We start from the raw sequence: 22,301 nt of genomic DNA on the forward strand, positions 1-22,301 counted from the left end.
GCCGGCCACGGCTGGAGCACCCGTATGGCAGGCAAAGCCAGGCTGGCGAAACGGAGGGCGCAACCATGTCCGACACAACACGCAGGACCGGCAGTTGCCTGTGCGGTGGCGTGCATTTCGTCGTCAACGGCCAGCCGTCGCGGGTTGGCCTTTGCCATTGCAAGGATTGCCGCAAGGCGGGTGGTTCGGTCTATTCGGCCTTTGCCATCTGGCCGCGCGATGCGTTCGAGACATCGGGCGAGGTCGCCAGCTACGGCACACGCAGCTTTTGCCCGACCTGCGGCAGCCGCGTCGCCTGGGTCGACGACAACGAGGCCGAGGTGATGCTCGGCAGCCTCGACGTCGCACCGACGGATCTGGCACCGCAATATGAATTGTGGACCGGCCGGCGCGAAACCTGGCTGCATGCCTTGCCCGACGCCGAGCAGTTCGAACATGACCGGCCGCAAGCACAGGATGTCGATCTGCCGGCGCCCAGGCCCTTGTCGGACGCCGTCGCGCGCGACTGAAAGCATGGTTAAAAATTGATTGTCCGGGCTTGGAACCCTCCCCTGTCGTCGACGTTATCCGGCGCTTCCTCGGTGCATGTCGGCCGATGTGCATGATTCATGGAGACGACCGTTGAACGACAAGATGTTTCCCCGACCGATCCGCCTGAAATTCGCTCCCGAGCGGGAGCGCGTGGTGCGCAGCGCCTGGGAGGGGCTGGAATGCCTTGGCGACTGGCCGGCCGGCCAAGGCCGCCGATACCGGGCGGCACTGCGCAGCTGCCGCGATGCGCTGGACGGCTGGACGCCGGCGGAAAAGGCGATGCGGGCGATGATCGACGCCGCGCGCGAGGCGCGCATCCTGCAATGAGGCCCTGGTAGCGGGCAATGAGGACCCAGTAGCGGGAGAAACCAATGGCCGGTTTGATGCTGTCGACACCGCTGCGGGTCAAGCCTCATGGCTCGGACACGATCCGCGAGGTGGCCACGCTTCAGGACGCCAGTGAAATCCTGATCGACTGGCCACAAGCCAGGCGCGGCCCCTTCTACCAGATCGCGCGCGAAAAGATCGAGTCGGCGCTGGCCAACAATGAGGGCGCGGCACAGGCGCAGGAAGCCTTCACCGCGCTCTGCGATCACGCCGGCCTTCTGGTCAGGTAAGTCAAGGCACCATGGAAACGAAAAGCAGGCGAACTCGCCTGCTTTCTTGTTGCGGAACCGCTTTCGGTCATTACACTGGCAGATCGCCGTCCACGATCGGGTGGGAGGCCTCGAAGCCGAAGCTCTTCGGCGCCGTCAGCATCAGGACAATGACGATGGCAATAGAGGCAAGCAACGCGGCGGTACTGGCAACATCTCTCACGGCTCCATCCTTTCCAGATCCGGTTTTGTCACAGAAACGTTTCCTGATCCGCGAAGTTCCTCCGCCGTCATGACAATGCTGCTGAACGATCTCTACTGCTTTGGCGGCTGGGGCGGCACCTCGCCCGGCTTGATGACCGGCGTCTTGCCTTCGTCGGGCGCCGGCGCGGCCATGCCCTGATCGCCAGTAGGCGGCGGTTTCAGCACGCCACCGCAATCATTGAGCTTCTCGCTCAGATCGCCGTTGCCGGGCTGCTGCTTGCCGCCCTGATCCGTTTGTGCCCGGCATTTGTCGGCCTGCTGGTTCGGCGACTGCTGGGCCGTCTGTGCCGCTGCCGGCAATGCCAGGGCCAGCATCGCGGCGCATGACGCAATGACGAGGGATTTCATCTCGGCCTCCTTCGTTGAAGCCGCCCCACGGCGGCCTTCCGTTCACGGGGACAACGTCCGCCGGCCCAAAAGGTTGGCCCAAGGGATTGGGGGAGAGCTTGCGCGGGATCGGCCCGTTGCGGCCGGCGCTTGCGAAGGCGCCGCAACCAATCCCGTTCTCCAGCCGTTGCCTGTGCCGGAGGCCAGCCATGTTCGAGCATTTCCAGCCTATCGACGTCGATATCGAGGACGCCGGCATCTTCGTGCGCCGCGCCGGTGCCGGACCGGCGGTGCTTTTGCTGCACGGCTTTCCGCAAACCCATCTGATGTGGCGCGATATTGCGCCGCTGCTTGCCGATCGTTTCACCGTCATCTGCGCCGACCTGCGTGGCTATGGGCGCAGCGCCTGCCCGGCCTCGAGCGCCGATCATGCTCCCTATGCCAAGCGGGCCATGGCATCGGAGATGGTGGCGATGATGGCCAGGCTCGGCTTTACCAGCTTCATGGTCGCCGGCCATGATCGCGGCGGGCGCGTCGCCTACCGCATGGCGCTCGACCATCCCGGCCGTATCGAAAAACTCGCCGTGCTCGACATCGTCCCCACGGCCGACGCCTGGGATCGGGCCGACGCCCGGCTGGCCCTCGGCTTCTGGCCGTGGTCCTTGCTGGCACAGCCCGAACCCTTGCCGGAAAAGATCCTGGCGGGCGCCGCCAACGCCATCGTCGACAATGCGTTGGGTGGCTGGGGGTCGTCGCCCGATGTCTTTCCGGCCGGCATCCGCCAGGCCTATGTCGAAGCCTTGCGCGACCCCGCCCACCTCCACGCGATCTGCGAGGAATACCGGGCCGCGGCAACGCTGGACCGCGATCACGACCGGGCGGACAAAGCCGCCGGCCGGCGCATCGCCTGCCCGGTGCTGGCCTTGTGGAGCGGGCAAGGCGCGCTCGCCCAATGGTATGCCGGCGAAGGTGGGCCGTTGGCGCTCTGGCGGAACTGGGCCGACGACGTGCGCGGCCGCGCGATCTCGGGCGGACATTTCTTCCCGGAGGAGGCGCCCGCGCAAACGGCAGGTGCGCTGATCGATTTCTTCGGCGGGCTCAAGTCGGATGCCGGTTAGCCACCCGCCACCGGGCACCTCGGATCAGCCGGCTGGTTCCTCCGCTATATCCTCGCCCTCGGGCTCGCCGGGCCGGAAAGGATCGGGCATTCGCGGACATTCCTCGAACCGATGGTCGCGGCCGCCGCAGAAGGAGCAGCACATCGCCTCGCGGCCCTCGTTTCCGGGCCGCCATTGCGGTGTTTCGTAAGGTTTCCTGCCGTCCATGCCCAGCAATGCGCGACGCCTGATTTGGTTGCGCGGCGCGCCAACGCGCGCCCGGCAAGGCCCGTCGCGGAACCAACGGACACGATAGGGGGTTATGTGCGACAATGCATGCGGCCATTCCCCGGCGAATCCGGGCCAGCCGCGTTCGCAATTCCGTCAAACCGAAGAGAACCATCATGTCCGCTCGCGTTCCGACCCTGTTGATGGCCATGGCCGTCGTGCTCGCGGCGACCGGTCTGGCCGATGCCCGGCCCGACAGCCGCTCCATGGGCTGCGCTCAGATCCGGGCCATGATCCAGAACCACCGCGCCGTGGTGCTGACCACTGGCCCCAACACCTACGATCGCTATGTCAGGCAGTTCGGCAACGAGTGCGACTGGCCTGAAGTGCCGATGTCGGCCTATGTCCCGTCCCGCGACGGGGACTGCCCGGTCTATCGTTGCGAAGAGCCGGTCAACAATTTCCCGAATTGACCGCAAGCTGCCTGGGCGCCATAACGTGCCGGCTTTCCCGCTTCGTCTAATGGTAGGACAGCGCCCTTTGAAGGCGTGAATCGTGGTTCGAGCCCATGAGCGGGAACCAGGCAGCTGCAAGCCAACGAGTAGCCGGAACCAGGTCGGGTAGCTCCCGATCCTCTCCGATCAATGATGCCGTGATCCGGGACAGGAACCGGCCGGTATCCGGGCAGGAGGAAGGTGGCTTCCTCCCTGGACCTCCGTCGCGATTGACGGCCAGGTAACGTTACGTTAACTTTAATTTAGCTTAAGCTAAACTAGGGGGATCTAATGAAGATGGTTTTCATTTGCCTGGCGCTTGTCCTCGCCGGCTCAAATGTCGCTGCGGCACACGAAAAGAAGGCGACCGTCACCGCCTCGAAGGCATGCGCTGGTCTGTCGATCAAGGCGGCGGTGGCAGCAAAATTGGACTGCACAGCAACCGGAACAGCAACATCGACCCCGACCGACGCAGCGAATGCCAAGCCGCGCCTTGGGTACCAAAACCCTTGGACCATGTCCTCGTTTGGCCTTTGATGTTCCCGGAATTCTGGCTGCCCAGAGGCGCGGAGACCGAAGCCGCCGGGCCTTTGATAAGGCGTGAGTGCGCCGTCAGATCTCGGTCCTGGCCTGTTCCCGCACGTCCTGAGCTTCTCGACAATCAGACCATCTGATTGGGGTCACTTCCTCCCGTCAGCATGAAACCTTGCGGCCTGTTGGACGTTCATCGTCGGCCAACAGGAGAGTTTCATGGATCCGGCAACCGCGGCGGTGATGATCATGCTGTCGTGCAACGCATCGCTCTGTCGGCCCATGGAGTCGCGCCCGGTCGTCTATTCATCGATGGCGGAGTGCCAAGCGGCGCTTGAAATCAGATTGGCACCGTGGCCGAGCGGCGAAATGGTCGGCCGGTGCAAGCAGGTCGACCGGATGGCGACCGGCTCGATTGCCCCGGAAGGCTATGCCTCGGTTCAAGTCACGCGTGGAATCGGCGGCGATGCGGTCACCACCAGCTATTTCGTTCCGAGAGCCGACGACTGAATCAGAGGCCGGACGCCGGGGCTACCGGGCAGTTGGTGATTTCGCCCGCGGTCGGCAGGTGTTTGAAGCTAACCTCCTGAAACCATTTCATGGACCCCGCGTTGACGACCGGGGCATCGCCAGACACCGGAGAGAGTCCATGACCGTCAATTGCCGCATATCCATCGACAACAGGCCCGACGCCACCAATGTTACTTTCCAGGCGGTGCCGCGCATTGGCGAGAGCGTGTCCCTGTCGGTCGACGGAAACCCACAGGATCTGCGGGTCTCGCGCGTCGTGCACGTTCCCAACGGTGGACTGGAAGGCGCCGCGATCATTGTCGAAGTGACGACCAGCATCCTCTAGGGATTGGTTCGCGCGGAGATGCCCGAAAGCCTCACGCTACAGTGATCGGCGGCGATGAAACCTCATGCCGCCCAACGCGTTCCACGGGCTAAACATGGTCTAGGTTCCAATGCAAACTGCATGGTTCTCCAAGCCCGTCGTCGTTTCGGTAGGCGTTGCCGGAGCCATCCGCAACCTGTCCAACACACAACAGGCGATCGAACTCCTCACGACACATTGGCGCGATGCCGGGAGCCTGAAACATCAGTCCGCACTGCGCGCCTGCCGCAGGGCAACGAGCGGCGACTTGCCCCCCGAAACCGCCAGGGAGGCCTTTGTCGAGGCCGCGCGCGAGGCGCATATCCTGGTCGAGCAGGTGCAGCCCGACAGGGAATAGGGGGCGGCGTCCACACCGGCGGATCGCCCTAAATGCCGAAACCCGGCGAAACACCATCGGCCTCGCTGCCGGCCTGCGCCACGATGATGGAGGCCAGGGGCGCGCTCAGCTGCCATTTGAGATGGCCGGGCGACCGCTCCAGAATGGCGGAGCCACCCAGCGACTGCGGCGCCACACGCTGCAGCACGACAGTGCCGAACCCCTTGCGCGTGGTCTGATCGCGCCGGTCGCCGGGATGCGGTTCGCAGTTTTCCTCCCAGGTCAGCTGGAATTCCCGTTCGCCCGCGGAGCCCGGAGCATGCGCTCCGGAGCCGATGGTCCAGGTAATCTCGACCCGGCCGCCTTCGCTGCCCAGCGCGCCATACTTTGATGAGTTGGTGCCCAGTTCGTGAAAGGCCATGCCGAGGTTCTGCACCGCGTTCGACTGCAGCGTCAGGACCGGGCCGGAGAGCAGGATCTGCTCCTCGAGGCCGAAGGGCTTGAGATGTTCCTGGATAAGGTCGAACAGGCTCGCCCCCGCCCACTCCGAGGTGACGAGCAGATCGTGCGACCGCGACAGTGCCATGATGCGGGCGCGGATCAATTCCTCGAACTCGCCCGGACCATTCGAGCGCTTGCTGGTCTCCCTGACCATCGACAGGATGACCGCGAACTGATTCTTGACCCGATGGTTGACCTCCCGCATCAGCAGCCTGATCCGGCGCTCGCTCTCCTTGGCGGCGGAAATATCGCGGGCGATTTTCGAGGCGCCGATGATTTCGCCATCGCCGTTCTTGATCGGCGAAATCGTCAGTGAGACCGAAATCAGCGCTCCGTCCTTGCGCTTGCGCGTCGTCTCATAGCTCGCCACGCGGTCGCCGCTGCGAATCTTGCTGATGATCTCGGTCTCCTCGCTCTTGAGGTGATCGGGAATGAGCATGAGGACGGATTGGCCGATCGCCTCCTCGGCGGTGTAGCCGAACATGCGTTCCGCCGCCTGGTTCCAGCTTTGGATGACGCTGTTCAGGTCCTTGCTGATGATGGCATCGAAGGAGGAATCGACAATTGCCGCGAGCCGGGCGTCGGCGGTCGCCCCCTGTCTGTCGCTGCCATCGATGTCGTTCATCGCCACCCGCAATTGCATCTTTCCCGATCAGATAAGGCGCAAACGGATCAAGGCAATCGCCGGCGCGAGAATGGAAGGCTTACCGCGAAAGTTTTACTCCGCCTGTTCCGGCGGGGCCTTGCCGTCGCCATTGGGCAGGAGCACGCCGAATTCCTGCGACTTGGCGCCCACCTCGGCCGTCAGGAAGCCATCGGAGGCAAGGCCACGGCGCAGCAATTCGCGTACCGCCGCCGAGCGGCTGGGCATGCGTTTGTCGAAACGCCAGTTTTCCAGTGCGGCCAGTTCATCCTGGGTCAACATGATCTGCAGTCGTTCCGGGCGTTCCAGGTCAGCCATGTGCGCCTCCAAGCGCAAAGATCAGGCGAGTTAGTAACCGTCTCATTCTACTTACAGTTAGGAATTTCGGCATCCTGCGTCAAGCGCGGTCAGTGGGTGAATGCAGCGTCGCACCAATGATGATCATCCAACGCAGGTTGCCCATTCGTGTAACTATGCTAACTAGCTGATTTTGTTCACGCTTTTTTCACTTTTAACTTGCCATGCGCCGCCATGGGGCGCATTCTGCCAGCTTGAGGAAACCAACTCGCTTTGGGAGGTTTCAATGCGATACGATTATTCCACGCGACTGCGTGAAGACGTCTATGCGAGCGTCCGCGCAGCGTTCAAGACCGCGGGCATCATCAACGTGTCGGTGGTGGCGGAAAGGATCAGGGTCAGGAACCTGGCCGAGAACGTCGCCCTCGAGGACATTGAACATCTGGTCCTGCAGGCTGCCCAACTGGTTGGTGCTGCGATCGAATTCGACGCTTTGGGCAACGGATTGGCCCCGCCTGGAACCGGACTCGTCGAGAACCGTGATGAGAGCTCGATGATCCCTCTCGCTCTACATCGATCAGGCTCGATGCAATAGCCAGAAGCGCCAAGGTGCGACGGCTCCATGCGCCATGGAACCAGTCCGGCCTTCGGAGATTACCGCATCGTCCAGCAGAGGAGGATGTCGTGAAGGTCCTGCGCAGTCTGCTTGCCGAACTGTCGTCCAGCTGGCTCCAGCGCCGCAAGGTGCAGAAATCACCCGCTGGAAATTCAGTCAAACCCGTGTCCCGCGTCCCCCGCCAGGCCGCGACGGTGAGGCCGGTACACAAGCCAAGGTCGCCCTCCTCCCGCGATGTCGCTTCCAATATGTGAACGACCGAGATCGACCCAGTCTCTGAGATCAGCCGGCACCCACACCTAGGTCGAGGCCGCCGAGGCCTTTTGGGAGGTGGCGCGCTGTCGCCGCATCCGGCGTTTGGCGACGAGCTTGAGGGCAATTGGCGGCTCGTTCGACAGCGCGCCGACCACTGCGTCCACCATGCCATGCGCCACGAAATCCGCGTTGATGTCACGGGCGAGCTTCCCGGCCGCTTCCTTGTCCTCATTGGGGCCCTGCGACCAGAACACGATTCCCACCCTCAACGCCGCTTTCGCCCGCTTCAGCCGGCGAACCAGAAACCGGGCATGCTTGACGGAATCCCGGTTCAGGAAGCCGACTACCACGGTATCGATGCCTTCGAGCTCGAGACGGCGGATGTTGGCGGGTTCCATATCGGCAAAGCCGGCCTTCGACACCGTCGTGCCCTGGACTTCCAGCACCTGTGCCAGCATCGCGGCGGCGGCATCGTCCAGTTCACCGCGCCCGCCTGTGCAAAGCACCGACAGATCCGTGCCGTCGGGCAGTTCGGTCTCGTCTTCGCCGGACCGATCCTTGTCATCCGGCTCCTCTTCGGCCGCCGGCGGGCCATCCTCTTCCTCTGCTTCCTCATGCGCACTGTCGTCGAGGTTTGCCACCATCACGAGGGCGCTCTCGGCCACCTGACGCCTTTGCTGGTCGCCCATGACACCGCGCGCACGGTCCTGCTCGCCCAGCAGCAGGGCGGGAATGGCCACCTTGTCGTAGAACTCGACCAGATATTTCTCTTCCAGCATCTCCTCGGCGTGGTCCGTGGCTTCGTCAGGGTCACCGGCCAGCAGACGCTGGTAGAGGCGTGCGTGGGGTTCGAGCACGGGCTCGTTGCCAAACAGGACATCGAGGAACTCAAACTGCGGCACGTGCCTGCCCAGCACCACCAGGCACACGGTGAGCGGTGTTGACAAAACCAGCCCGAGGGGGCCCCACAGCCACGTCCAGAAGATAGCCGCAACGATGATGGCCAGCGATGACAGCCCGGTTCGCGAGCCATAAAGCCAAGGTTCCACGACATTGCCGGTGATCAGTTCCATCACCACGAACAGGGCGGCTGTCCACAGCACGAGCGACCAGCCCGGCGCCACGGCCAGCGCCAGGAACAGCGGCAGCAGCATGCCGATCGCCGGCCCGATATAGGGAACGAAACGCAGGCCAAGGGCCAGCAGCCCCCACAGCAAGGCATTCGGAATGCCCAGGATCCACAGGCCGGCCGCAATTGGTACGGCGTACACGATGTTGACGACCAATTGCATCAGCAGGTACCGGCCAACACGCTTGCCGGCATCCTGAAGCGCCTCGGTGGTACGGTGAAGGTCGCCATACCCGACAAGGCGGATAAAGCGGTCGCGCAAATCCTCCCGCTCCAGCAGCATGAAGATGACGACGACGATGATCAGCCCGGCCGATCCGAGCGGGCTGATCAGCGGCCCGACTATGTTCTGCAGAACCTCCAAAGGCCTTTCGCGCGAGACGATCTCGACCGGCACCGGTTCACGCGGCTTTTCCGGGGCGGCGGCCGGCGGCGGCGTCTCCTGCCTGTCGATCTCCTGGCCGACACGTTCGACCACCTTGCTCAACCTGGCAATGATCCCTCCCCCAACGCCAGTCTCCTTGAGCGAGCGGACCTTGGTCAGGATGTTGGCCTGGTAGACCGGGATGTTTTGCGCCAGTTCGCTGACCTGCGTGGCGACGATGAAGCTGAACAGGGCAAGTGCGGCGAAAGCCCCCAATACGCTGACGATGACGGCGGCAATCCGGGGAATACCGGCCCGTTTGAGCGCGGACACAAGGGGGGCGAGCGCGAAAGTCAGCAACAGCGCGATCGCTATCGGCAGGAAAACCTCACGCCCGAAATACAACGCCGCCACCGTGGTGACGATGGTGGCTACATTGGGCAACGACGTTCGGGGGTGCGGGGCGGCGGGCGAAAGAATATCCTCCAAGCCATGCGCGGGCGACGCCATCCCGTTTCGACGATTGGCCGCCATTCCATGCCTCCCCTGCCAGTCCCATGATCGGGCATATAGAGCCGGCCAGCAACATTAGCCAGAGGTGGAAAGACACGCCGTCCAAAGGGCGGTTTATCCGATACGGCGGCCGCTGACTCGGATCAGCGCGCGCCGTGCCGCGCCAGCGCATGCTCGATCAAGATATCGATGACCTCGCTGTAGCCGATGCCGATCGCGGCCAGCGCCTTGGCGTACATCGATATGTCGGTGAAACCGGGCAGCGTGTTGACCTCGTTGGCCAGCAGGGAGCCGTCGGCGCGCAGGAAGAAGTCGACGCGCGCCATCGCCTCGCAGCCGAGTGCCTTGAAGGCTTGCCCAGCCATTTCCCTCGCCCGGTCGATCACCGCTGCCGGCACATCGGCGGGCACTTTGACCACCGCGCCGTCGGCGTCAAGATATTTGGCCTCATAGGTGTAGAAGCCGTGCTTGCCGGCCGGGATGATCTCGCCGGGCAGCGACACCGTGAGCGAGCCGTCGGCCCGTTGCAGCACCGAGCACTCGATCTCGCGGCCTTCGACGAACTCCTCGATCAACGCCTTGCCGTCATAGCGGAAAGCCGTTTCGAGGGCTTGATCGAAACCATCCCTGTCGTTCACCTTGCTCACTCCGAACGACGAGCCCTGGCGCGCCGGCTTGGCGAAGAATGGCAGCCCCAGCGCCCCGGCGATCTCCTGGAAGGAACCGACGTCGTTACGATGGACAGTGACCGAGCGGGCGACGGCAAGCCCGGCCCCGTGCATGAGCCGCTTGGCGACATCCTTGTCCATCGCCGCGGCCGAGGCGAGGATGCCGCAGCCGACATAGGCGACGTCGGCAACCTCTGCATAGCCCTGCACCGAGCCGTCCTCCCCGAAAGGACCGTGCAGCACGGGGAAGACGACATCGACCGGCGCCAGGTCAGCCCGCGTTCCCATAGGCGACGCTGAGATCAGCCGGCCCTTGCCGCCGGGCAGCAGGGCTATCTCCACGCCATCCTGCGACACTGGAGCTCCCGCCCCTTCGCCGATGGCCTCGGACGCCGGCTGCAGCAGCCATCTGCCCTCCCTGGAAATGGCGATCGGCACCACCTCGTAGCGCGTCCGGTCGATCGCCTTCAGCACATTGGCGGCCGAAAGCCGCGACACGTCATGCTCGGCCGAGCGCCCGCCATAGAGGATCGCAACCCTGATCTTTCCGGTCATCGAAATCCCTCAACTGTCAAAATCAAATGGCGACGGCAATGCCGCGATTGGCAAAGAAGCGGTCGAAAGCGGCTGGCGCCAACACTGCGTTGACCTGTGTGGCACTGGTATGGCCGGATGGGTTGTGAAAGCGGAACCCTTCATCCGAGGCGGCGGTGACCAGAACCAAATGTCCGCCCTTCGATGGCGGCTCGCGCTCGGGCCAGCGGATCGAACTGCTGACCGAAGCGATGAAGAACCGCGACCGGCCGAGGATCGACGGAATGTCCGCCGTCGCGACACCGGTCATCACCTCGGCATCGAGGCCGAATTCCGCCTTCACGAAGGTGACGAAGGGCGCATAGATCAGCCCCTTGATCGAGCCTTCATTGACGACATAGCCGCCATACGGAGTGCATCGCCTGGCCAGTTCGATCGTCGGCACGATCTCGCCGCGCGTCGCCAGGATCATCTTGAGACACGCCATGCCGCAGGCATTGGCGGCCCAGGCCGTGTATTCATCGAGCGTGGCAGCGCCTGATCCCTGCCATAGCGGATCCCGCCGCAACGCGGCTTCGGCGCCGTCGGCGAGCACCGCCAGCGTCATGTCAGGCGTCTCCCACTGACTGAAAAACGGCACGGTTTCAGGCAATGGACTCATGCGAACTCCCCGGGTCTTCAACTCGTATACGAGCATACAAGATTGGAGAAAAGCCGCTCGGACCTGTCGAGGGCCGCGGCGTCTACTCGACCTTCGTCCAGCCAAAAACCAGCCAGGCGTATTTCGATTTTTCGTCGGGTTCGGCGGTATAGGTCATCTGGATGTCGCCGCCCTTGGCGTAGATATCAAGCCGGGGTGCCGTGTCCAGTTCCAGCCATAGCGAACTCTTGTTGAAGGACCAGGTTCCGCACCAGACGCAGGAACCTGATGCCGGGTCACCGGGCTGATGGAAATTGTAGCGGCCGTCCGCCGTGATCTCCAGATAATCGAACGCGCCGTAAAACGCGGTCACCGTCTGCTGGAACTCATTGGCGGCCGCTTCCTGTTCCGGCGTTGCCGCATCCTTCATGTCGCGCGGCGGCCGGGTGGTCGCGCCGCTGAGTTGCCATTTGCCGACAAAGTCCTTCTGGGTCGGAAGATATTCCTCCTGAGCCTGCGCCGAAGATATATGAGAAATTGTTAATATGAATGGTGTGGCCATGCCCAAAATCGCAAGCAACGGCGCGGCGACACGGATCGCCCTGGCTGATTTTTGCATAAAAATTGTTTCTCCACGGTGGGCAAGAGATGGTCTGTTCGGGATGTTATTGGGAAAGACCTCGCGCATTGCTTTGAGGTCGATTCCCGTCCGCCATTTCCCGGTTAGCACCGCGGCCACCAATCTGGCAACGCAAGGCACGGCTCAACAAGGCTGATCGGCGCCAGTCTCCACCGTCTCGTGCCGCTTGCGAATGTGCCGGCGCGAGAAAGCCCGCTTGCGGCTGGCAGCCCTGTCATTGACCGGATGTGCCGGTTGTTTCCCGCCTTCTTTCGAGAGCGAAGAGGTCGGTCGGCGCACCGTGCGGCGTCACCTCGCCTTCGAAGCGAAAAACGTGTTTTTCCAGGACGCGCCGCGAAGGCGGCATCGGCCGTGCGACCAGTCCGATAACCCGCTCGGCATGCAGGTCGAAGGCAAAAGCCAGGTCGCGCCTTTCCAGTCGTGCCGCCGGCTCACTTCGTATTGATCACCGAAGCGGCCCGATAGGTGTCCATGGTCGCGCCGTTGCGGTCCTCGTCGAACAGCGTATCGCTGCCGAAGCTGGCGCGCAGGCCGATGACGACCTTGTTGGCTCTGGTGTCCTGCGTAGACGTTTCGAACTTCCTCCGCTCGAATTCATAGCGTCCGAACACCGCCCATGGCGTTTCGTCGAACCGGTACATGGCCTGCACGGCGGCACCGACCACGTCTTCGTTGGTGCCGTTGTAGTCGGTTCGGTTGAAGTCGAGCTCCGCATCGAGGCGAAGATTCTTCCGGACGAAGTAGCGCGCCACCGCGCGTATACCCCATTGGTCGCCATGAAAGTCGCTGATGGTGAGCTGGCCGACACTGGCCTGGCCATAGAGGGTCAGATTGCCGAAATAGAGTTGTGCTTCCGGGCCGACCGCATAGTTGTTTACGGTCACCCCGCTTTCGCCGACAGATGTGTAGGCGGCGAAAATGCCGGCGGCGAAACGGTCGGGATCGCGGTAGAAGCCATGGACCGCACCGCGCGTGTCATCCAGGGGATCGTAATGGCCCCAGATGCGGTCGTAGGTCAGGTCGCCCTGCAAATTCCAGCGCTCGGCAAACGGAATGTTGACGCGCACGGCGCCGCCGCCGGCCCGGGTCGTGTAGTCGTCGCCGACGAAGCGAAGCCCGCCGAGATAGAGTTCGCCGTAGCCCGAAACATGCGGCGTCACCACCGTCTCCGCTGCCAGCGGCTGCTGCGTATCGGCGGCGTAAGCGGAGGTCGCGGCGACCAGCGACGACGCGGCGAAGATTGAAAAGCGATGCATTAGAGCCCTCGAATGCGAATTTCCGGACCAGCGTCCGGCCGTGGAGATCAGAATTTGTAGGCCACGCCGATCCGCAGATCCTGTGTCGTCAGTTCGATGGCATCCCGATTGAGGGGAGCGCCATTGGAGAAGGCGTGGCGCACGGAGGTGTGGCGGCCGAAATCGGCGAACCTGTATTCGCCCCGAACCACCCAATTGTCGGTGACGGCGTATTCGCCGCCCGCACCCAGCGTATAACCCGCGACGGTATCTCGGACGTCGGCATAGGGACCGCCCGGAATGTTGGTGGTCGTGTGTTTGTAGCTTGCCACCGCCAGGCCGCCGGTGACGAAAGGAAGCCAGCGATCGATCGCATAACCGGCTCTGAGGCGCACGGTGCCTACCGCCTCAAGCTCGAGCTCGCCACCAAAGGCGGGGTCGTCGACGCCGAGCGCCCGGTAGAGCGTCGTGTCGTTCACGCTTGCAAAGCTGTAGTCTCCCTCGACGCCAACAACCAATCCGCTGTCGAACTGCTTGTTGTAGCCGGCAAACACACCGCCGAAACCGCCGGACGGGCTGTAACCCCAGCCGTAATTGTCGAAGCTGCCCGGCGCGAAAGTCTGTCCGACCCTGGCGTAGCTCCGGGCATATCCGGCCTGTGCTCCGAAATAGCCGCCGGACCAGTTGTAGCTGGCCGCGACCGGCAAGGTCTCGGTGGGGTCGGCGGCCAACGCCATGCCGGCGGGAACGAAAAGAAAGGCAGTGGCGAGAAGAATCGTTTTCATTGCTTGTCTGCTGTCCCCGGGATGCTGCACCACGACCGACATGGTCAGTGGCGGTCAGTCGAAGCTACGGTGTTGCATTGATCGCCGGCGGCGTCTTGGGCTGGACAGCATCGGAATTGTCTTGGAGCGCGCCGCCGCACCCCGCCCGGCCGGTGTGGCCGTTCAGCATCAGCCGCGGCGCAGGCAAAACCCCGGCGCGGACGCCAGGGTTTTGTTCGAACCGGCGTGTCAGAACTTATAGCTGAGGCCGACGCGTAAATCGTGCGTCTTGAGATCGATGTTCGAAACCGTGCCAAGACCAAAAATCGGCACCGAGAGATCCTCTTTGCCAAAGTCGGAATAGCGATATTCGACGCGGGCGATCCATTTGTCGGTGAAAGCGTGCTCGACGCCGGCCCCAACCGTCCAGCCAAGATGGGTTTCGTCGTGGATTGTTACTGTACCGAGGGGACCACTGCTGACCACACTCATTTCATACTTGGCCGCTGCCACGCCGGCACTGATATAAGGCAACGTCCGATCGAACGCATAGCCGGCCCGCAGCCGGGCCGAACCCGACCACTTGAGTTCGCTCGACAACAACGCGCCGGCACCGGCGAAGGTCCCCACCGCATCGACATTGCTGTAGGCAAGGTCAGCCTCGGCGCCGAGCACGAAACGGTTCGCCAATTCCTGATTGACGCCGATATGGATGCCACCAATGAAACCGTCCGGATCGAAGGCAGCATTGACGTCGGTGCCCCCAATGCCGGCGCCGCCGATGAAGAGATTGGATTTCCCGGCTACGTAACCGAAGTGAACGCCGGCATAGAGGCCGGACCAGTCATAGCCGGCAGCAACCGGCAAGGTTTCGTTGACGTCCGCCGCGGACGCCATGCCGGCTGGCGCAAGCACGAGGATGGTGGCGAGAAGAATCGTTTTCACTGTTTGCTACCCCAATGATGTTGCTTTCCCCGGCCGTGGAAAATACTCCGCGGCGACCCGGGTATCGTCGAGGTTTTGCATTGTTCGCGGGCGGCGTCTTGGGCTGAGCCGCATTGGAATTGTCGTGGAGAGCGCTGCGGCACTCGGGGCGATCAGTGTGGCCGTTCGGCATCAGTCGATCGGTTCGAAGACAACTGATCCGACTCGCTTCGAGTCCTTGTCTTTGGTGCCGCGCTTCCGCCCAGAATTGCGAAAACAAGGAGTTAGAGCGGCCATCGATTCTGTGAGACGATGATTCGCTCTAACGGGCGGCGTTCGGCGTCGAGCCGAAGCGGCGGCGGAAACAGCGATTGAAGTAGGAGACGTCGGAAAAGCCGCTCAACAGCGCGATCTCGCTGACCCGCATGCGGTCGTTGCGCCGGTCACGCAGCATGCGGTGGGCCCTCTGCAGGCGCAGTTCGAGAATATGCTCGGCGAAACTCGAGCCCGTTTCCTGCAGGAGATCATGGACGTAGCGCGCGGAAAGCCGCAAACGCTGGGCGATGTGCTGGGCCGAGATGCCGGGATCGGCGAAATTGTCCCGCATCGTCTGCAGGATGGCTTGCAGCCTTGCCGCGCGCAGGCCTCGCACGCCCGCCAGCTCGGCGATCTCGCCCTTGGCGCCCGTCGCCAATCCGATCAGGTCGACGATCGTTTCGGTGGCATGGGCGACAAGATCGGGCAAGAGCAATGCCGGCCCCGCTTCCAGGAAGCCGCAATAGCGCTTGAGCATGTCGAGCGCTTCATTGTCGACGCCGATGGTCAGCGCCAGGCGGTCCTCGACATGGGCGAAGGCATTTTCCATGATTTCGCGGGGCACCACGACATTGGTCCAGACATTGCGGTCGCCGCCGGTCATTTCCAGCGCTTCCGAAGCCGAGACCAGCGCGCCTTCGCCCCTGCCGATGCTGTAGTCGCGGCCGGTCTGCACACCGCTCAGCCTGGTGTCGCCATCGTTGACCAGCAGCAGATAGCCGTCGCGGCCGTCGTCGGCGATGTTGCGCGTCTTGCGGCTCGCATGCTTGATCGTCCCGGCCATCCGCCCGAGCACCAGCGGCCCGATGGCGGTGGCTTCGATATGCGCCTGGAACGGCACATTGCCGGAGATGGCATATTCGACCGACCAGATCTCGGCGACATGAATGTCCTGCCAGAGCGCGAAGCGCGCGCGGTCGTCGAGATGCGACGGCAGATCGAGCGAAGAGAAGACGTTCTTTTTCAACGAGCAACCGGCCTTTCCCGCGCACGCGTCTTCCCTGAAACCGCACCGTATGGGACCGATTTGCCTCTTGTCCAGAGACGGCGCCATCCATGCTCCGCAGGACAATTTCAGTGCTGCCCAGGTCAAGAATCCGATCGGATTGGCCGGTGTGGCGTCCGAGTCTCCAAAATACCCCGGAGATGCGGCATCGGAATCACCTCGCCTCGACGCGGTCGACCGATTGCTCCTAGAACGTGATCTTCACCGACGCGGCGCTGCGGTTGGCGGGGCCGTGATGGACGGCCTCGATATTGTTGCCGTCCGGGTCGAGCAGGAAGGCGGCATAATAGCCGGGATGATAGGACCGCTCGCCCGGCGCGCCATTGTCCGTGCCGCCGGCTTCGAGCCCGGCCTTGTAGAAGGCATCGACCATGGCGTGATCCCTGGCCTGGAAGGCCAGATGATGACGTCCGGTCAGCTTTCCCAGCGCGGCCCGGCTGTCGGCGCTGGAAATGAACAATTCGTCAGCCCAGAAATAATCCTCGCCGGTGCCGCCGATCGGGACACCAAGGACTTGGAAAACCGCCTCGTAGAAACGCCGGCTGGCGGGGAGATCCCGGACCACGAGCTGGAGGTGGTCGATGAGCCGGCCGCGATGCAATTCCTGGGTTTCCATGAAAGCGCCTCCTTGCAAGGCCTCGAATTTAGGCGCGGTTGGCAGGGCGTCAACGCGGGGCGCGAGCCTCTGCTGACAACCAGCGACAATTTTTCGAGCCCGATGGAACTTTTGCACCGATGGCAAGTTTGGAGGCGCGGCGGGAGAATTTTCGGTTGGATTGTTTTCAGAAGCTTGAAGCGCTGGTCGACGGCGCCAATGCCGATGCCATCGAGGAAGCGAACGCATTGCTGCGCCGGTTCAAGGACAGGTCCGAACAGACGACGCGGGCCATCGACGAGTTCATGCTGGACTTCAAGACATTGGTCTTCGTCATCGAAGCCGGCGAAGAGGGTTTCGAAAAGCCGATCCGCAAGCTCGCCCGCGCCAGGCTTGCGAAGCTCAAGCAGCTGGTGAACGTGCCGGCTTAGGCGCCTGCCGCTCTTTGCTATTGCGCAATTCCTGGGGAAGGTGCTGCGCGCTTGTCCCGGTAAACCGTTTCACACTTTTCTTGGATTTGCTCTAACCCTTGAGCAGCGCCGCCAGCCGTGGAATGCCCTCGCTCACCGCGCTGCGGGTGGCCAGCGTGAACGACAGCCGCAGCGTGTTGCGCCCGGTGCCGTCGGCGTAAAAGGCGTTGCCGGGCACGAAGGCGACCCGCGCCTCCTTCACCGACCGTGCCAGGAGGTCCGTGGCGTCGGTGCCCTCCGGCAGCGTCACCCAGACGAACATGCCGCCTTCCGGACGGCTCCAGGTCACCCCCTCCGGCATGTTGGCTTCAAGCGCGCCGAGCAGGCCGTCGCGGCGCTCGCGGTAGGCGCCGATGAGTTTTTCCACCTGGCCGTCGAACACGGCTTCGGCGACGCGGTGCATCACCATCTGGTTGACTGACGGGCTGTGCAGGTCCGAAGCCTGCTTCATCAGCACCAGCCTTTCCACCACGCGGCGCGGCGCGCAAACCCAGCCGACACGCATGCCCGGCGACAGAATTTTCGAGAACGAGCCGCAATAGAGCGTGCGCGCCTTGTCGATGCCGCCGGACCTGATGCAGTCGAGCGCCAGGATCGGCGGCACACCCTCGCCGTCATAGCGCAGCGCCCGGTAGGCGGCATCCTCGATGACGGCGATGTCGAGCTCGCCGGCAAGGTCGAGCACCGCCTCGCGCTGCTTTCGGTCCAGCGTGTTGCCGGTCGGGTTTGCGAAATCGGGCACCAGATAGGCGAATTTCACCTTGCCGCCATTGGCGGCGGCGGCAGTGTGGTAGGCATCGGGCGTCATGTTGCCGCCCTCGGGCCGCAGCCGGTCATAGCGGGGCTCGTAGGCGTTGAAGGCCTGCAGCGCGCCGAGATAGGTCGGCCATGTCACCAGCGCGGTATCGCCTGGCGACAGGAACAGCTTGCCGAGGTAATCCAGCGCCTGCTGCGAGCCGGAAGTGATGAAGATGTTGGCTTCGTCGCAGGCCACGCCGAGCTTGCCCATTTGCCCGGCGAGCCAGCGCCGCAGCGGCAGATAGCCTTCCGAAACCTGGTATTGCAGTGCTGCCCCCGCTTCCGGCCCGCCGAGCACGTCGGCATAGGCATCGCGGATGGCGTCCGCCGGAAACAGCGACGGATCGGGAATGCCGCCGGCGAAGGAGATGATGTCGGGCTGGTCGAGCAGCTTCAACAGCTCGCGGATTTCGGAGGCCTTCATGCGCGATGAGCGCGAGGCCAGAAGGTTCAAAAGGGTCACGACACGCCTCCCCGGACGTTTTTACAATAGGTCAACCTGACTGACCTATATCCGCTTTGCCAGGCGATTTGAATAGTGCCTGAAGGGCTTCCGCTATACGCCAGTCACCGCCAGGCCCGAACCGGCACGGGTTTCCGCTAAAGGCTCTTCTTGTAACCAATATGGCTGGCACTGAAGCCGAGCCCTTCATAGAAGCGGTGCGCATCCGCTCGCCCCTTGTCGGTGGTGAGCTGCACAAGGCCGCAGCCCCGCGCCCGGCACTCGTCGATCGCCCATTCGAACATCTTCTTGCCGACGCCGTCGGAGCGCCTGCCGCTGACAACGCGAACCGCCTCGATCTGCCCGCGCCAGCCGCCCTTGCGCGAAATACCGGCAAGGAAGCTGATCTGCAGGGTGCCGATTACCTCCGCGCCATCCACGGCCACGGCAAGCAGCTGATTGGGATCGGCATCGATGGCGTCGAAGGCATCGATATAGCCCTGCGCCAACGGCAACGAGGCGTCTTCGCGGGCGGCACCCAGCGGATCGTCGGCGAGCATGGCGACGATGGCTGGCAAGTCGGAGGCTTGCGCCTTGCGGAATTGGATGTCGGTCATGGACGTGAGATACGGCCGCCCGGCGCTGGCGGCAAGCCGCTGATGGAATGGATCAATGGGCGGCAGGACAATGAGGGGCGGCGCAACCTCTCGAGGTTCAATCCCCGTCGCCCGCGGGCTTCGCCTTGCCGCACTGCGCCAGCACCTTGCCGATTGCCCCACTGGAACCCTTCAGCGCAAAACTGATCGAACCATATTTGGCAGCGCTGACCGACACGTCCCCCTTGGACCGCAACAGGTCGAGCAGCGGGTCCCCCTTCTCCAGATCGACCACGAAATAATTGTACATCGCCTCCAGCTGCAGGGTTTTCGTCACCGTCTTGCCGTCGGCCTTGAAGTCGAAAGCGCCGCTGATGCCCGGCTCCAGTTGTTGGCCGCTGGCGCCCAGATCGTAGCTCAGCACCGGTTTGTCGTAGCAATTGAGCATCAGATAGGCGTCGCCCCTGGGCCCGCCGCAGACCGAAGCGGTCAGCACGCTGCCACCCTCGTCTTCCTCCATCTTGGCGCTCCAGCCGCCGCAGGATGCCGCGAAGGCCGATTGCGAGCCAAGCACCGCCGCCAAGGCACCGGCGGCAACGAGATTTCTTCTCATGACTTCCCCTCCGGGCCATTTGCAGCGCCCGCCGGCAGCATATAGGAAAAGCCGTTGAATAGCGTTGCCTGAATGGCAAGGCCGCGCGCCTCGGAGAGAGCAGTGTTGAGAGCCTGTGTTCGCCTGTATCTTCCGACCGCCGCCCTGGTGGCCTTGCCGCTTGCGGCGCATGCCGAGTGGAAGCCTGTCGAGAAGGTCGAGACCTACGCCATTTCAGGCCAGTCCGGGCTCGAGCTCTACCGGTCGATTGGCGAGAACGGGCCGAATGTCGGCATTACCCGCGCCATTGCTCACACCAATTTCAAGCTGACCTGGACCAGGGATTATCAGCCGCGTGCCGGAGCCTGCGTGCTGGTCTCGGCCAAGCCAAAGCTCATCATCACCTACACCTTGCCCAGCCCCTCCTCGCCGCTGCCGTCCGCCATCCAGAAGAACTGGGAGGTTTTCCTCGCAGGCGTCAGCGCCCACGAAAAGGTGCATGGCGCGACCATTGTCGACATGGCGCGCAAGATCGAGGCGGCGACGGTCGGCCTCACCGTTCCCGACGATCCCAAATGCAGCAAGATCCGGGTCGAGATGACCAAACGCCTGTCCGCCCTTTCGCAGGCGCAGCGGCAGGCAAGCCGCGATTTCGACCGCATCGAACTCGGCCAGGGCGGCAATCTGCAAAAGCTCATTCTTGCCCTGGTCAATGGCGGCTGAGCCACCGCGCCTCGCGGCGCGGTGGCATATTCGCGGTTCGCTCCGCCCTAGCGGCTGAGATTAAGCGCGGCTGACAAATCCCCCATCGGCGGCTCGCCATTGGCGGCCAGCGCCTTGTCGCGGGCGACGATGCCCGTCAGCACCGGCAGATCGTAGCGCGCGGTGATGAAGCGCAGGATCGACGTCGTATCGTATTGCGTGTGGTCGACCGTGCCCATCCTGGCATAGGGCGAGACGATGAAGGCCGGGATGCGGTTGCCCGGGCCCCAGCGGTCGGCCTTGGGCGGCGCGACGTGATCCCAGAAGCCGCCATTCTCGTCATAGGTGATGACGACCAGCATGTGGCTCCATTGCGGGCTCTTCTCCAGATGCGCGACGAGGTCGGCCAGATGCCGGTCGCCCGATGTCACGTCGGCATAGCCTGAGTGCTCGTTGAGATTGCCCTGCGGCTTGTAGAAGGCGACCTGCGGCAGCTTGCCGTCGTCGATCGCCTTGATGAACTCGGCGCCATCCAGGCCGCCATCCCTGAGATGCTCGGTGCGCGCTGCGGTGCCGGGCGTGTAGGCGGCGAAATAGTTGAACGGCTGGTGGTGGAACTGGAAGTTCGGCACCGGCGTGGCGTTCTTGCCGTCGAGCGCCGTCTGCCAGGCGCCGGCGTACCAGGCCCAGTCGACCCCCTTCAGCGACAGGAGATCGCCGATGGTGATGTCGTGCTGCGGCGGCAGTGTGGTGGGAGCGGCCGGATCGGCCAGCGCCTTGTCACCGCCCTCGGCAGGCTTGTTGGCGCTCGGCTGATAGGGCGGCTGCATGGTGTTGACGGCGTAAAAATCGGGCGTGATGGCGCCGTCATTGACGAATTTCGGCACGCCGCCCAGCGCCGACGGCGGCGAATTGTCGGCCACCTTCAAGGTCGTTCCGTCGGCCTCGACCACGGCGATCTGGCCCTTGATCGGACTCGTGTCGGCATGCGGATAGACCGGCGTACAGGCGCAGGCGAGCTGGAAATGGTTGAGGAAGGAGCCGCCAAAGGCGCCCTGGAAGAAATTGTCGGCCAGCACATATTTCTTCGCCACCTGCCACATCGGCAGGCCGAGCCGTCATAATGGCCCATGACCAGCCCGCCGGAATCGGCCCAGGCGACGAATTTATCGTTCTTGCCGCCGTCGATCTGCATCTGCTCCTGGTAGAAACGGTGCCACAAATCGTGGGTGATGACATTGGTGCCTTCGTTGAAGCCTTTGGGATCGTCGATGGCGAAGGCCGCGTTGGCCAGATGCGCGGTCTGCGCCTCCGTCACCACGGGCGTGACGCCCTTTCCGGTCAGCCCACCCCAGGCCGGGGGCAGTTCGGTCAGCGGCTTGCCGTCGCGATCGAGCTGGCGCGCCTGGTCGGCCGAGACATTGGCCAGCCCATTGGCGCCGGGGAAGCCGCCATAAAGATTATCGAAGCTACGGTTCTCCGCATAGATGACGACGACGGTGTCGATCTTGTCGAAGCCGGGAGGGGCGGCATTGGCGGCCGCAAGGGGAAACAAGGCCGAACCGGCCAGACAAAAGGAAGTGAGGAACTTGGGCCTCGTCATGGAAAGACCTCGTGGCTTGACTGTGGCTATGGGGCTTATGCGGCTATGGCGCGGGAACCATGGGCAGCTAACGTGGATGCCTTGTCACCTTTGTGACATCCGCCGCCGCGGCGAACACGGTTTCCTGAGCACTGGGACCGGTCATCAATCCGTTGCACTGCGTTCTTATTTCCGGGCCAA

29 protein-coding genes, 1 tRNA gene and 1 pseudogene are annotated in these 22,301 nt (G+C 63.4%); 14 read left to right on the top strand and 17 right to left on the bottom strand.

The window, feature by feature from the left end; genetic code table 11:
- Positions 1-65: 65 nt before the first annotated feature.
- The 3 genes from FJ543_RS18075 to FJ543_RS18085 all read left to right on the top strand — a co-directional run bounded on the left by FJ543_RS18075 (position 66) and on the right by FJ543_RS18085 (position 1,148).
- Positions 66-509 (top strand): GFA family protein, encoded by a 444-nt coding sequence (locus FJ543_RS18075; protein ID WP_140791368.1) that lies wholly within the window; start codon positions 66-68, stop codon positions 507-509.
- Positions 510-621: 112 nt separating this feature from the next.
- The gene (locus FJ543_RS18080; RefSeq protein ID WP_023782817.1) at positions 622-858 is read left to right on the top strand and encodes a DUF982 domain-containing protein; all 237 of its coding nucleotides are present in this window, start codon (positions 622-624) and stop codon (positions 856-858) included.
- 44 nt (positions 859-902) lie between these two features.
- On the top strand, positions 903-1,148 hold the full coding sequence (locus FJ543_RS18085; RefSeq protein ID WP_140876264.1) for a DUF982 domain-containing protein: 246 nt from the start codon (positions 903-905) through the stop codon (positions 1,146-1,148).
- Positions 1,149-1,218: 70 nt separating this feature from the next.
- On the opposite strand, the gene FJ543_RS32205 is transcribed toward FJ543_RS18085, so the two are convergent.
- Together FJ543_RS32205 and FJ543_RS18090 are read right to left on the bottom strand one after the other, a co-directional pair.
- A complete protein-coding gene (locus FJ543_RS32205; RefSeq protein WP_263495571.1) occupies positions 1,219-1,350 on the bottom strand; it encodes a hypothetical protein in 132 nt (43 codons plus the stop codon).
- Between the two features lie 92 nt (positions 1,351-1,442).
- A complete protein-coding gene (locus FJ543_RS18090) occupies positions 1,443-1,739 on the bottom strand; it encodes a hypothetical protein (protein WP_015317034.1) in 297 nt (98 codons plus the stop codon).
- A 188-nt stretch (positions 1,740-1,927) separates the two neighbouring features.
- Here FJ543_RS18090 and FJ543_RS18095 point away from each other — a divergent pair, with 188 nt between their 5' ends.
- From FJ543_RS18095 to FJ543_RS18125, 7 genes are all read left to right on the top strand, one after another.
- Positions 1,928-2,836: an alpha/beta hydrolase gene (locus tag FJ543_RS18095; protein WP_140876266.1), complete on the top strand. Its 909-nt coding sequence runs from the start codon at positions 1,928-1,930 to the stop codon at positions 2,834-2,836.
- Between the two features lie 383 nt (positions 2,837-3,219).
- Positions 3,220-3,516 carry a hypothetical protein gene (locus FJ543_RS18100; RefSeq protein WP_140618060.1) on the top strand — a complete coding sequence of 99 codons (297 nt, stop codon included), beginning with the start codon at positions 3,220-3,222 and terminating at the stop codon, positions 3,514-3,516.
- A gap of 35 nt (positions 3,517-3,551) precedes the next feature.
- Positions 3,552-3,625: transfer RNA gene (locus tag FJ543_RS18105), tRNA-Gln, on the top strand.
- 203 nt (positions 3,626-3,828) lie between these two features.
- On the top strand, positions 3,829-4,074 hold the full coding sequence (locus tag FJ543_RS18110; RefSeq protein ID WP_140716216.1) for a hypothetical protein: 246 nt from the start codon (positions 3,829-3,831) through the stop codon (positions 4,072-4,074).
- A 213-nt stretch (positions 4,075-4,287) separates the two neighbouring features.
- Positions 4,288-4,578 (top strand): hypothetical protein, encoded by a 291-nt coding sequence (locus FJ543_RS18115; protein WP_140665778.1) that lies wholly within the window; start codon positions 4,288-4,290, stop codon positions 4,576-4,578.
- A gap of 139 nt (positions 4,579-4,717) precedes the next feature.
- Positions 4,718-4,924: a hypothetical protein gene (locus FJ543_RS18120; RefSeq protein ID WP_015317029.1), complete on the top strand. Its 207-nt coding sequence runs from the start codon at positions 4,718-4,720 to the stop codon at positions 4,922-4,924.
- A gap of 109 nt (positions 4,925-5,033) precedes the next feature.
- Positions 5,034-5,300 (top strand): DUF982 domain-containing protein, encoded by a 267-nt coding sequence (locus tag FJ543_RS18125; RefSeq protein WP_140876268.1) that lies wholly within the window; start codon positions 5,034-5,036, stop codon positions 5,298-5,300.
- 28 nt (positions 5,301-5,328) lie between these two features.
- On the opposite strand, the gene FJ543_RS18130 is transcribed toward FJ543_RS18125, so the two are convergent.
- Together FJ543_RS18130 and FJ543_RS18135 are read right to left on the bottom strand one after the other, a co-directional pair.
- Complete coding sequence (locus tag FJ543_RS18130) at positions 5,329-6,405, bottom strand: PAS domain S-box protein (protein WP_041163410.1); 1,077 nt, start codon at positions 6,403-6,405, stop codon at positions 5,329-5,331.
- Positions 6,406-6,498: 93 nt separating this feature from the next.
- The gene (locus FJ543_RS18135) at positions 6,499-6,741 is read right to left on the bottom strand and encodes a hypothetical protein (RefSeq protein WP_015317026.1); all 243 of its coding nucleotides are present in this window, start codon (positions 6,739-6,741) and stop codon (positions 6,499-6,501) included.
- 265 nt (positions 6,742-7,006) lie between these two features.
- On the opposite strand from FJ543_RS18135, the gene FJ543_RS18140 reads away from it, so the two are divergent.
- Positions 7,007-7,315, top strand: a complete 309-nt coding sequence (locus FJ543_RS18140; RefSeq protein ID WP_140876270.1) for a hypothetical protein — start codon at positions 7,007-7,009, stop codon at positions 7,313-7,315.
- 320 nt (positions 7,316-7,635) lie between these two features.
- Here the strand turns inward: FJ543_RS18140 and FJ543_RS18145 are convergent, their stop codons facing one another.
- The 4 genes from FJ543_RS18145 to FJ543_RS18160 all read right to left on the bottom strand — a co-directional run bounded on the left by FJ543_RS18145 (position 7,636) and on the right by FJ543_RS18160 (position 12,058).
- Positions 7,636-9,618, bottom strand: coding sequence for an AI-2E family transporter (locus tag FJ543_RS18145; RefSeq protein ID WP_140876272.1), 1,983 nt, complete (start codon positions 9,616-9,618; stop codon positions 7,636-7,638).
- Between the two features lie 122 nt (positions 9,619-9,740).
- Positions 9,741-10,820: a D-alanine--D-alanine ligase family protein gene (locus tag FJ543_RS18150; protein WP_140876274.1), complete on the bottom strand. Its 1,080-nt coding sequence runs from the start codon at positions 10,818-10,820 to the stop codon at positions 9,741-9,743.
- Positions 10,821-10,842: 22 nt separating this feature from the next.
- Positions 10,843-11,460, bottom strand: coding sequence for a C39 family peptidase (locus tag FJ543_RS18155; protein ID WP_140876276.1), 618 nt, complete (start codon positions 11,458-11,460; stop codon positions 10,843-10,845).
- An 82-nt stretch (positions 11,461-11,542) separates the two neighbouring features.
- On the bottom strand, positions 11,543-12,058 hold the full coding sequence (locus FJ543_RS18160) for a hypothetical protein (protein ID WP_140876811.1): 516 nt from the start codon (positions 12,056-12,058) through the stop codon (positions 11,543-11,545).
- A 217-nt stretch (positions 12,059-12,275) separates the two neighbouring features.
- Between FJ543_RS18160 and FJ543_RS31475 the strand changes: the two genes are divergently transcribed.
- Positions 12,276-12,524 carry a hypothetical protein gene (locus tag FJ543_RS31475; protein WP_181174003.1) on the top strand — a complete coding sequence of 83 codons (249 nt, stop codon included), beginning with the start codon at positions 12,276-12,278 and terminating at the stop codon, positions 12,522-12,524.
- Here FJ543_RS31475 and FJ543_RS18170 read toward each other — a convergent pair.
- From FJ543_RS18170 to FJ543_RS18190, 5 genes are all read right to left on the bottom strand, one after another.
- Entirely contained in the window at positions 12,511-13,335 is an 825-nt protein-coding gene (locus tag FJ543_RS18170) for an outer membrane beta-barrel protein (RefSeq protein ID WP_140876278.1), read from the bottom strand. The genes FJ543_RS31475 and FJ543_RS18170 overlap by 14 nt on opposite strands.
- Positions 13,336-13,382: 47 nt before the next feature.
- Entirely contained in the window at positions 13,383-14,099 is a 717-nt protein-coding gene (locus tag FJ543_RS18175) for an outer membrane protein (protein ID WP_140876280.1), read from the bottom strand.
- Positions 14,100-14,327: 228 nt separating this feature from the next.
- Entirely contained in the window at positions 14,328-15,023 is a 696-nt protein-coding gene (locus tag FJ543_RS18180; protein ID WP_140665757.1) for an outer membrane protein, read from the bottom strand.
- 301 nt (positions 15,024-15,324) lie between these two features.
- Positions 15,325-16,284: an AraC family transcriptional regulator gene (locus tag FJ543_RS18185; protein ID WP_140876282.1), complete on the bottom strand. Its 960-nt coding sequence runs from the start codon at positions 16,282-16,284 to the stop codon at positions 15,325-15,327.
- A gap of 226 nt (positions 16,285-16,510) precedes the next feature.
- Positions 16,511-16,939 (bottom strand): VOC family protein, encoded by a 429-nt coding sequence (locus tag FJ543_RS18190; protein ID WP_015317017.1) that lies wholly within the window; start codon positions 16,937-16,939, stop codon positions 16,511-16,513.
- 155 nt (positions 16,940-17,094) lie between these two features.
- On the opposite strand from FJ543_RS18190, the gene FJ543_RS18195 reads away from it, so the two are divergent.
- Positions 17,095-17,349: a hypothetical protein gene (locus FJ543_RS18195; RefSeq protein ID WP_224622493.1), complete on the top strand. Its 255-nt coding sequence runs from the start codon at positions 17,095-17,097 to the stop codon at positions 17,347-17,349.
- Between the two features lie 91 nt (positions 17,350-17,440).
- Here the strand turns inward: FJ543_RS18195 and FJ543_RS18200 are convergent, their stop codons facing one another.
- From FJ543_RS18200 to FJ543_RS18210, 3 genes are all read right to left on the bottom strand, one after another.
- The gene (locus FJ543_RS18200; protein WP_181174024.1) at positions 17,441-18,610 is read right to left on the bottom strand and encodes a PLP-dependent aminotransferase family protein; all 1,170 of its coding nucleotides are present in this window, start codon (positions 18,608-18,610) and stop codon (positions 17,441-17,443) included.
- Positions 18,611-18,786: 176 nt separating this feature from the next.
- Positions 18,787-19,245, bottom strand: coding sequence for a GNAT family N-acetyltransferase (locus FJ543_RS18205; protein WP_015317014.1), 459 nt, complete (start codon positions 19,243-19,245; stop codon positions 18,787-18,789).
- Between the two features lie 97 nt (positions 19,246-19,342).
- Entirely contained in the window at positions 19,343-19,837 is a 495-nt protein-coding gene (locus FJ543_RS18210) for a hypothetical protein (RefSeq protein ID WP_224583715.1), read from the bottom strand.
- 105 nt (positions 19,838-19,942) lie between these two features.
- Here FJ543_RS18210 and FJ543_RS18215 point away from each other — a divergent pair, with 105 nt between their 5' ends.
- Positions 19,943-20,539, top strand: a complete 597-nt coding sequence (locus FJ543_RS18215; protein WP_224622495.1) for a DUF922 domain-containing protein — start codon at positions 19,943-19,945, stop codon at positions 20,537-20,539.
- Positions 20,540-20,586: 47 nt separating this feature from the next.
- Here the strand turns inward: FJ543_RS18215 and FJ543_RS18220 are convergent.
- Positions 20,587-22,121 (bottom strand): annotated as a pseudogene (locus tag FJ543_RS18220) (acid phosphatase).
- Positions 22,122-22,301: the final 180 nt, after the last annotated feature.

It is taken from the genome of Mesorhizobium sp. B2-5-7, from assembly GCF_006440875.1.
GTDB classification, from domain to species: Bacteria; Pseudomonadota; Alphaproteobacteria; order Rhizobiales; family Rhizobiaceae; genus Mesorhizobium; species Mesorhizobium australicum.

Coding starts and splice junctions, on each gene's coding strand:
- FJ543_RS18075 (WP_140791368.1), top strand. CDS start 66: ATGTCCGACACAACACGCAGGACCGGCAGTTGCCTGTGCGGTGGCGTG.
- FJ543_RS18085 (WP_140876264.1), top strand. CDS start 903: ATGGCCGGTTTGATGCTGTCGACACCGCTGCGGGTCAAGCCTCATGGC.
- FJ543_RS18090 (WP_015317034.1), bottom strand. CDS start 1,739: ATGAAATCCCTCGTCATTGCGTCATGCGCCGCGATGCTGGCCCTGGCA.
- FJ543_RS18095 (WP_140876266.1), top strand. CDS start 1,928: ATGTTCGAGCATTTCCAGCCTATCGACGTCGATATCGAGGACGCCGGC.
- FJ543_RS18100 (WP_140618060.1), top strand. CDS start 3,220: ATGTCCGCTCGCGTTCCGACCCTGTTGATGGCCATGGCCGTCGTGCTC.
- FJ543_RS18110 (WP_140716216.1), top strand. CDS start 3,829: ATGAAGATGGTTTTCATTTGCCTGGCGCTTGTCCTCGCCGGCTCAAAT.
- FJ543_RS18115 (WP_140665778.1), top strand. CDS start 4,288: ATGGATCCGGCAACCGCGGCGGTGATGATCATGCTGTCGTGCAACGCA.
- FJ543_RS18120 (WP_015317029.1), top strand. CDS start 4,718: ATGACCGTCAATTGCCGCATATCCATCGACAACAGGCCCGACGCCACC.
- FJ543_RS18125 (WP_140876268.1), top strand. CDS start 5,034: ATGCAAACTGCATGGTTCTCCAAGCCCGTCGTCGTTTCGGTAGGCGTT.
- FJ543_RS18130 (WP_041163410.1), bottom strand. CDS start 6,405: ATGAACGACATCGATGGCAGCGACAGACAGGGGGCGACCGCCGACGCC.
- FJ543_RS18135 (WP_015317026.1), bottom strand. CDS start 6,741: ATGGCTGACCTGGAACGCCCGGAACGACTGCAGATCATGTTGACCCAG.
- FJ543_RS18140 (WP_140876270.1), top strand. CDS start 7,007: ATGCGATACGATTATTCCACGCGACTGCGTGAAGACGTCTATGCGAGC.
- FJ543_RS18145 (WP_140876272.1), bottom strand. CDS start 9,618: ATGGCGGCCAATCGTCGAAACGGGATGGCGTCGCCCGCGCATGGCTTG.
- FJ543_RS18150 (WP_140876274.1), bottom strand. CDS start 10,820: ATGACCGGAAAGATCAGGGTTGCGATCCTCTATGGCGGGCGCTCGGCC.
- FJ543_RS18155 (WP_140876276.1), bottom strand. CDS start 11,460: ATGAGTCCATTGCCTGAAACCGTGCCGTTTTTCAGTCAGTGGGAGACG.
- FJ543_RS18160 (WP_140876811.1), bottom strand. CDS start 12,058: ATGCAAAAATCAGCCAGGGCGATCCGTGTCGCCGCGCCGTTGCTTGCG.
- FJ543_RS18170 (WP_140876278.1), bottom strand. CDS start 13,335: ATGCATCGCTTTTCAATCTTCGCCGCGTCGTCGCTGGTCGCCGCGACC.
- FJ543_RS18175 (WP_140876280.1), bottom strand. CDS start 14,099: ATGAAAACGATTCTTCTCGCCACTGCCTTTCTTTTCGTTCCCGCCGGC.
- FJ543_RS18190 (WP_015317017.1), bottom strand. CDS start 16,939: ATGGAAACCCAGGAATTGCATCGCGGCCGGCTCATCGACCACCTCCAG.
- FJ543_RS18200 (WP_181174024.1), bottom strand. CDS start 18,610: ATGAAGGCCTCCGAAATCCGCGAGCTGTTGAAGCTGCTCGACCAGCCC.
- FJ543_RS18205 (WP_015317014.1), bottom strand. CDS start 19,245: ATGACCGACATCCAATTCCGCAAGGCGCAAGCCTCCGACTTGCCAGCC.
- FJ543_RS18210 (WP_224583715.1), bottom strand. CDS start 19,837: ATGAGAAGAAATCTCGTTGCCGCCGGTGCCTTGGCGGCGGTGCTTGGC.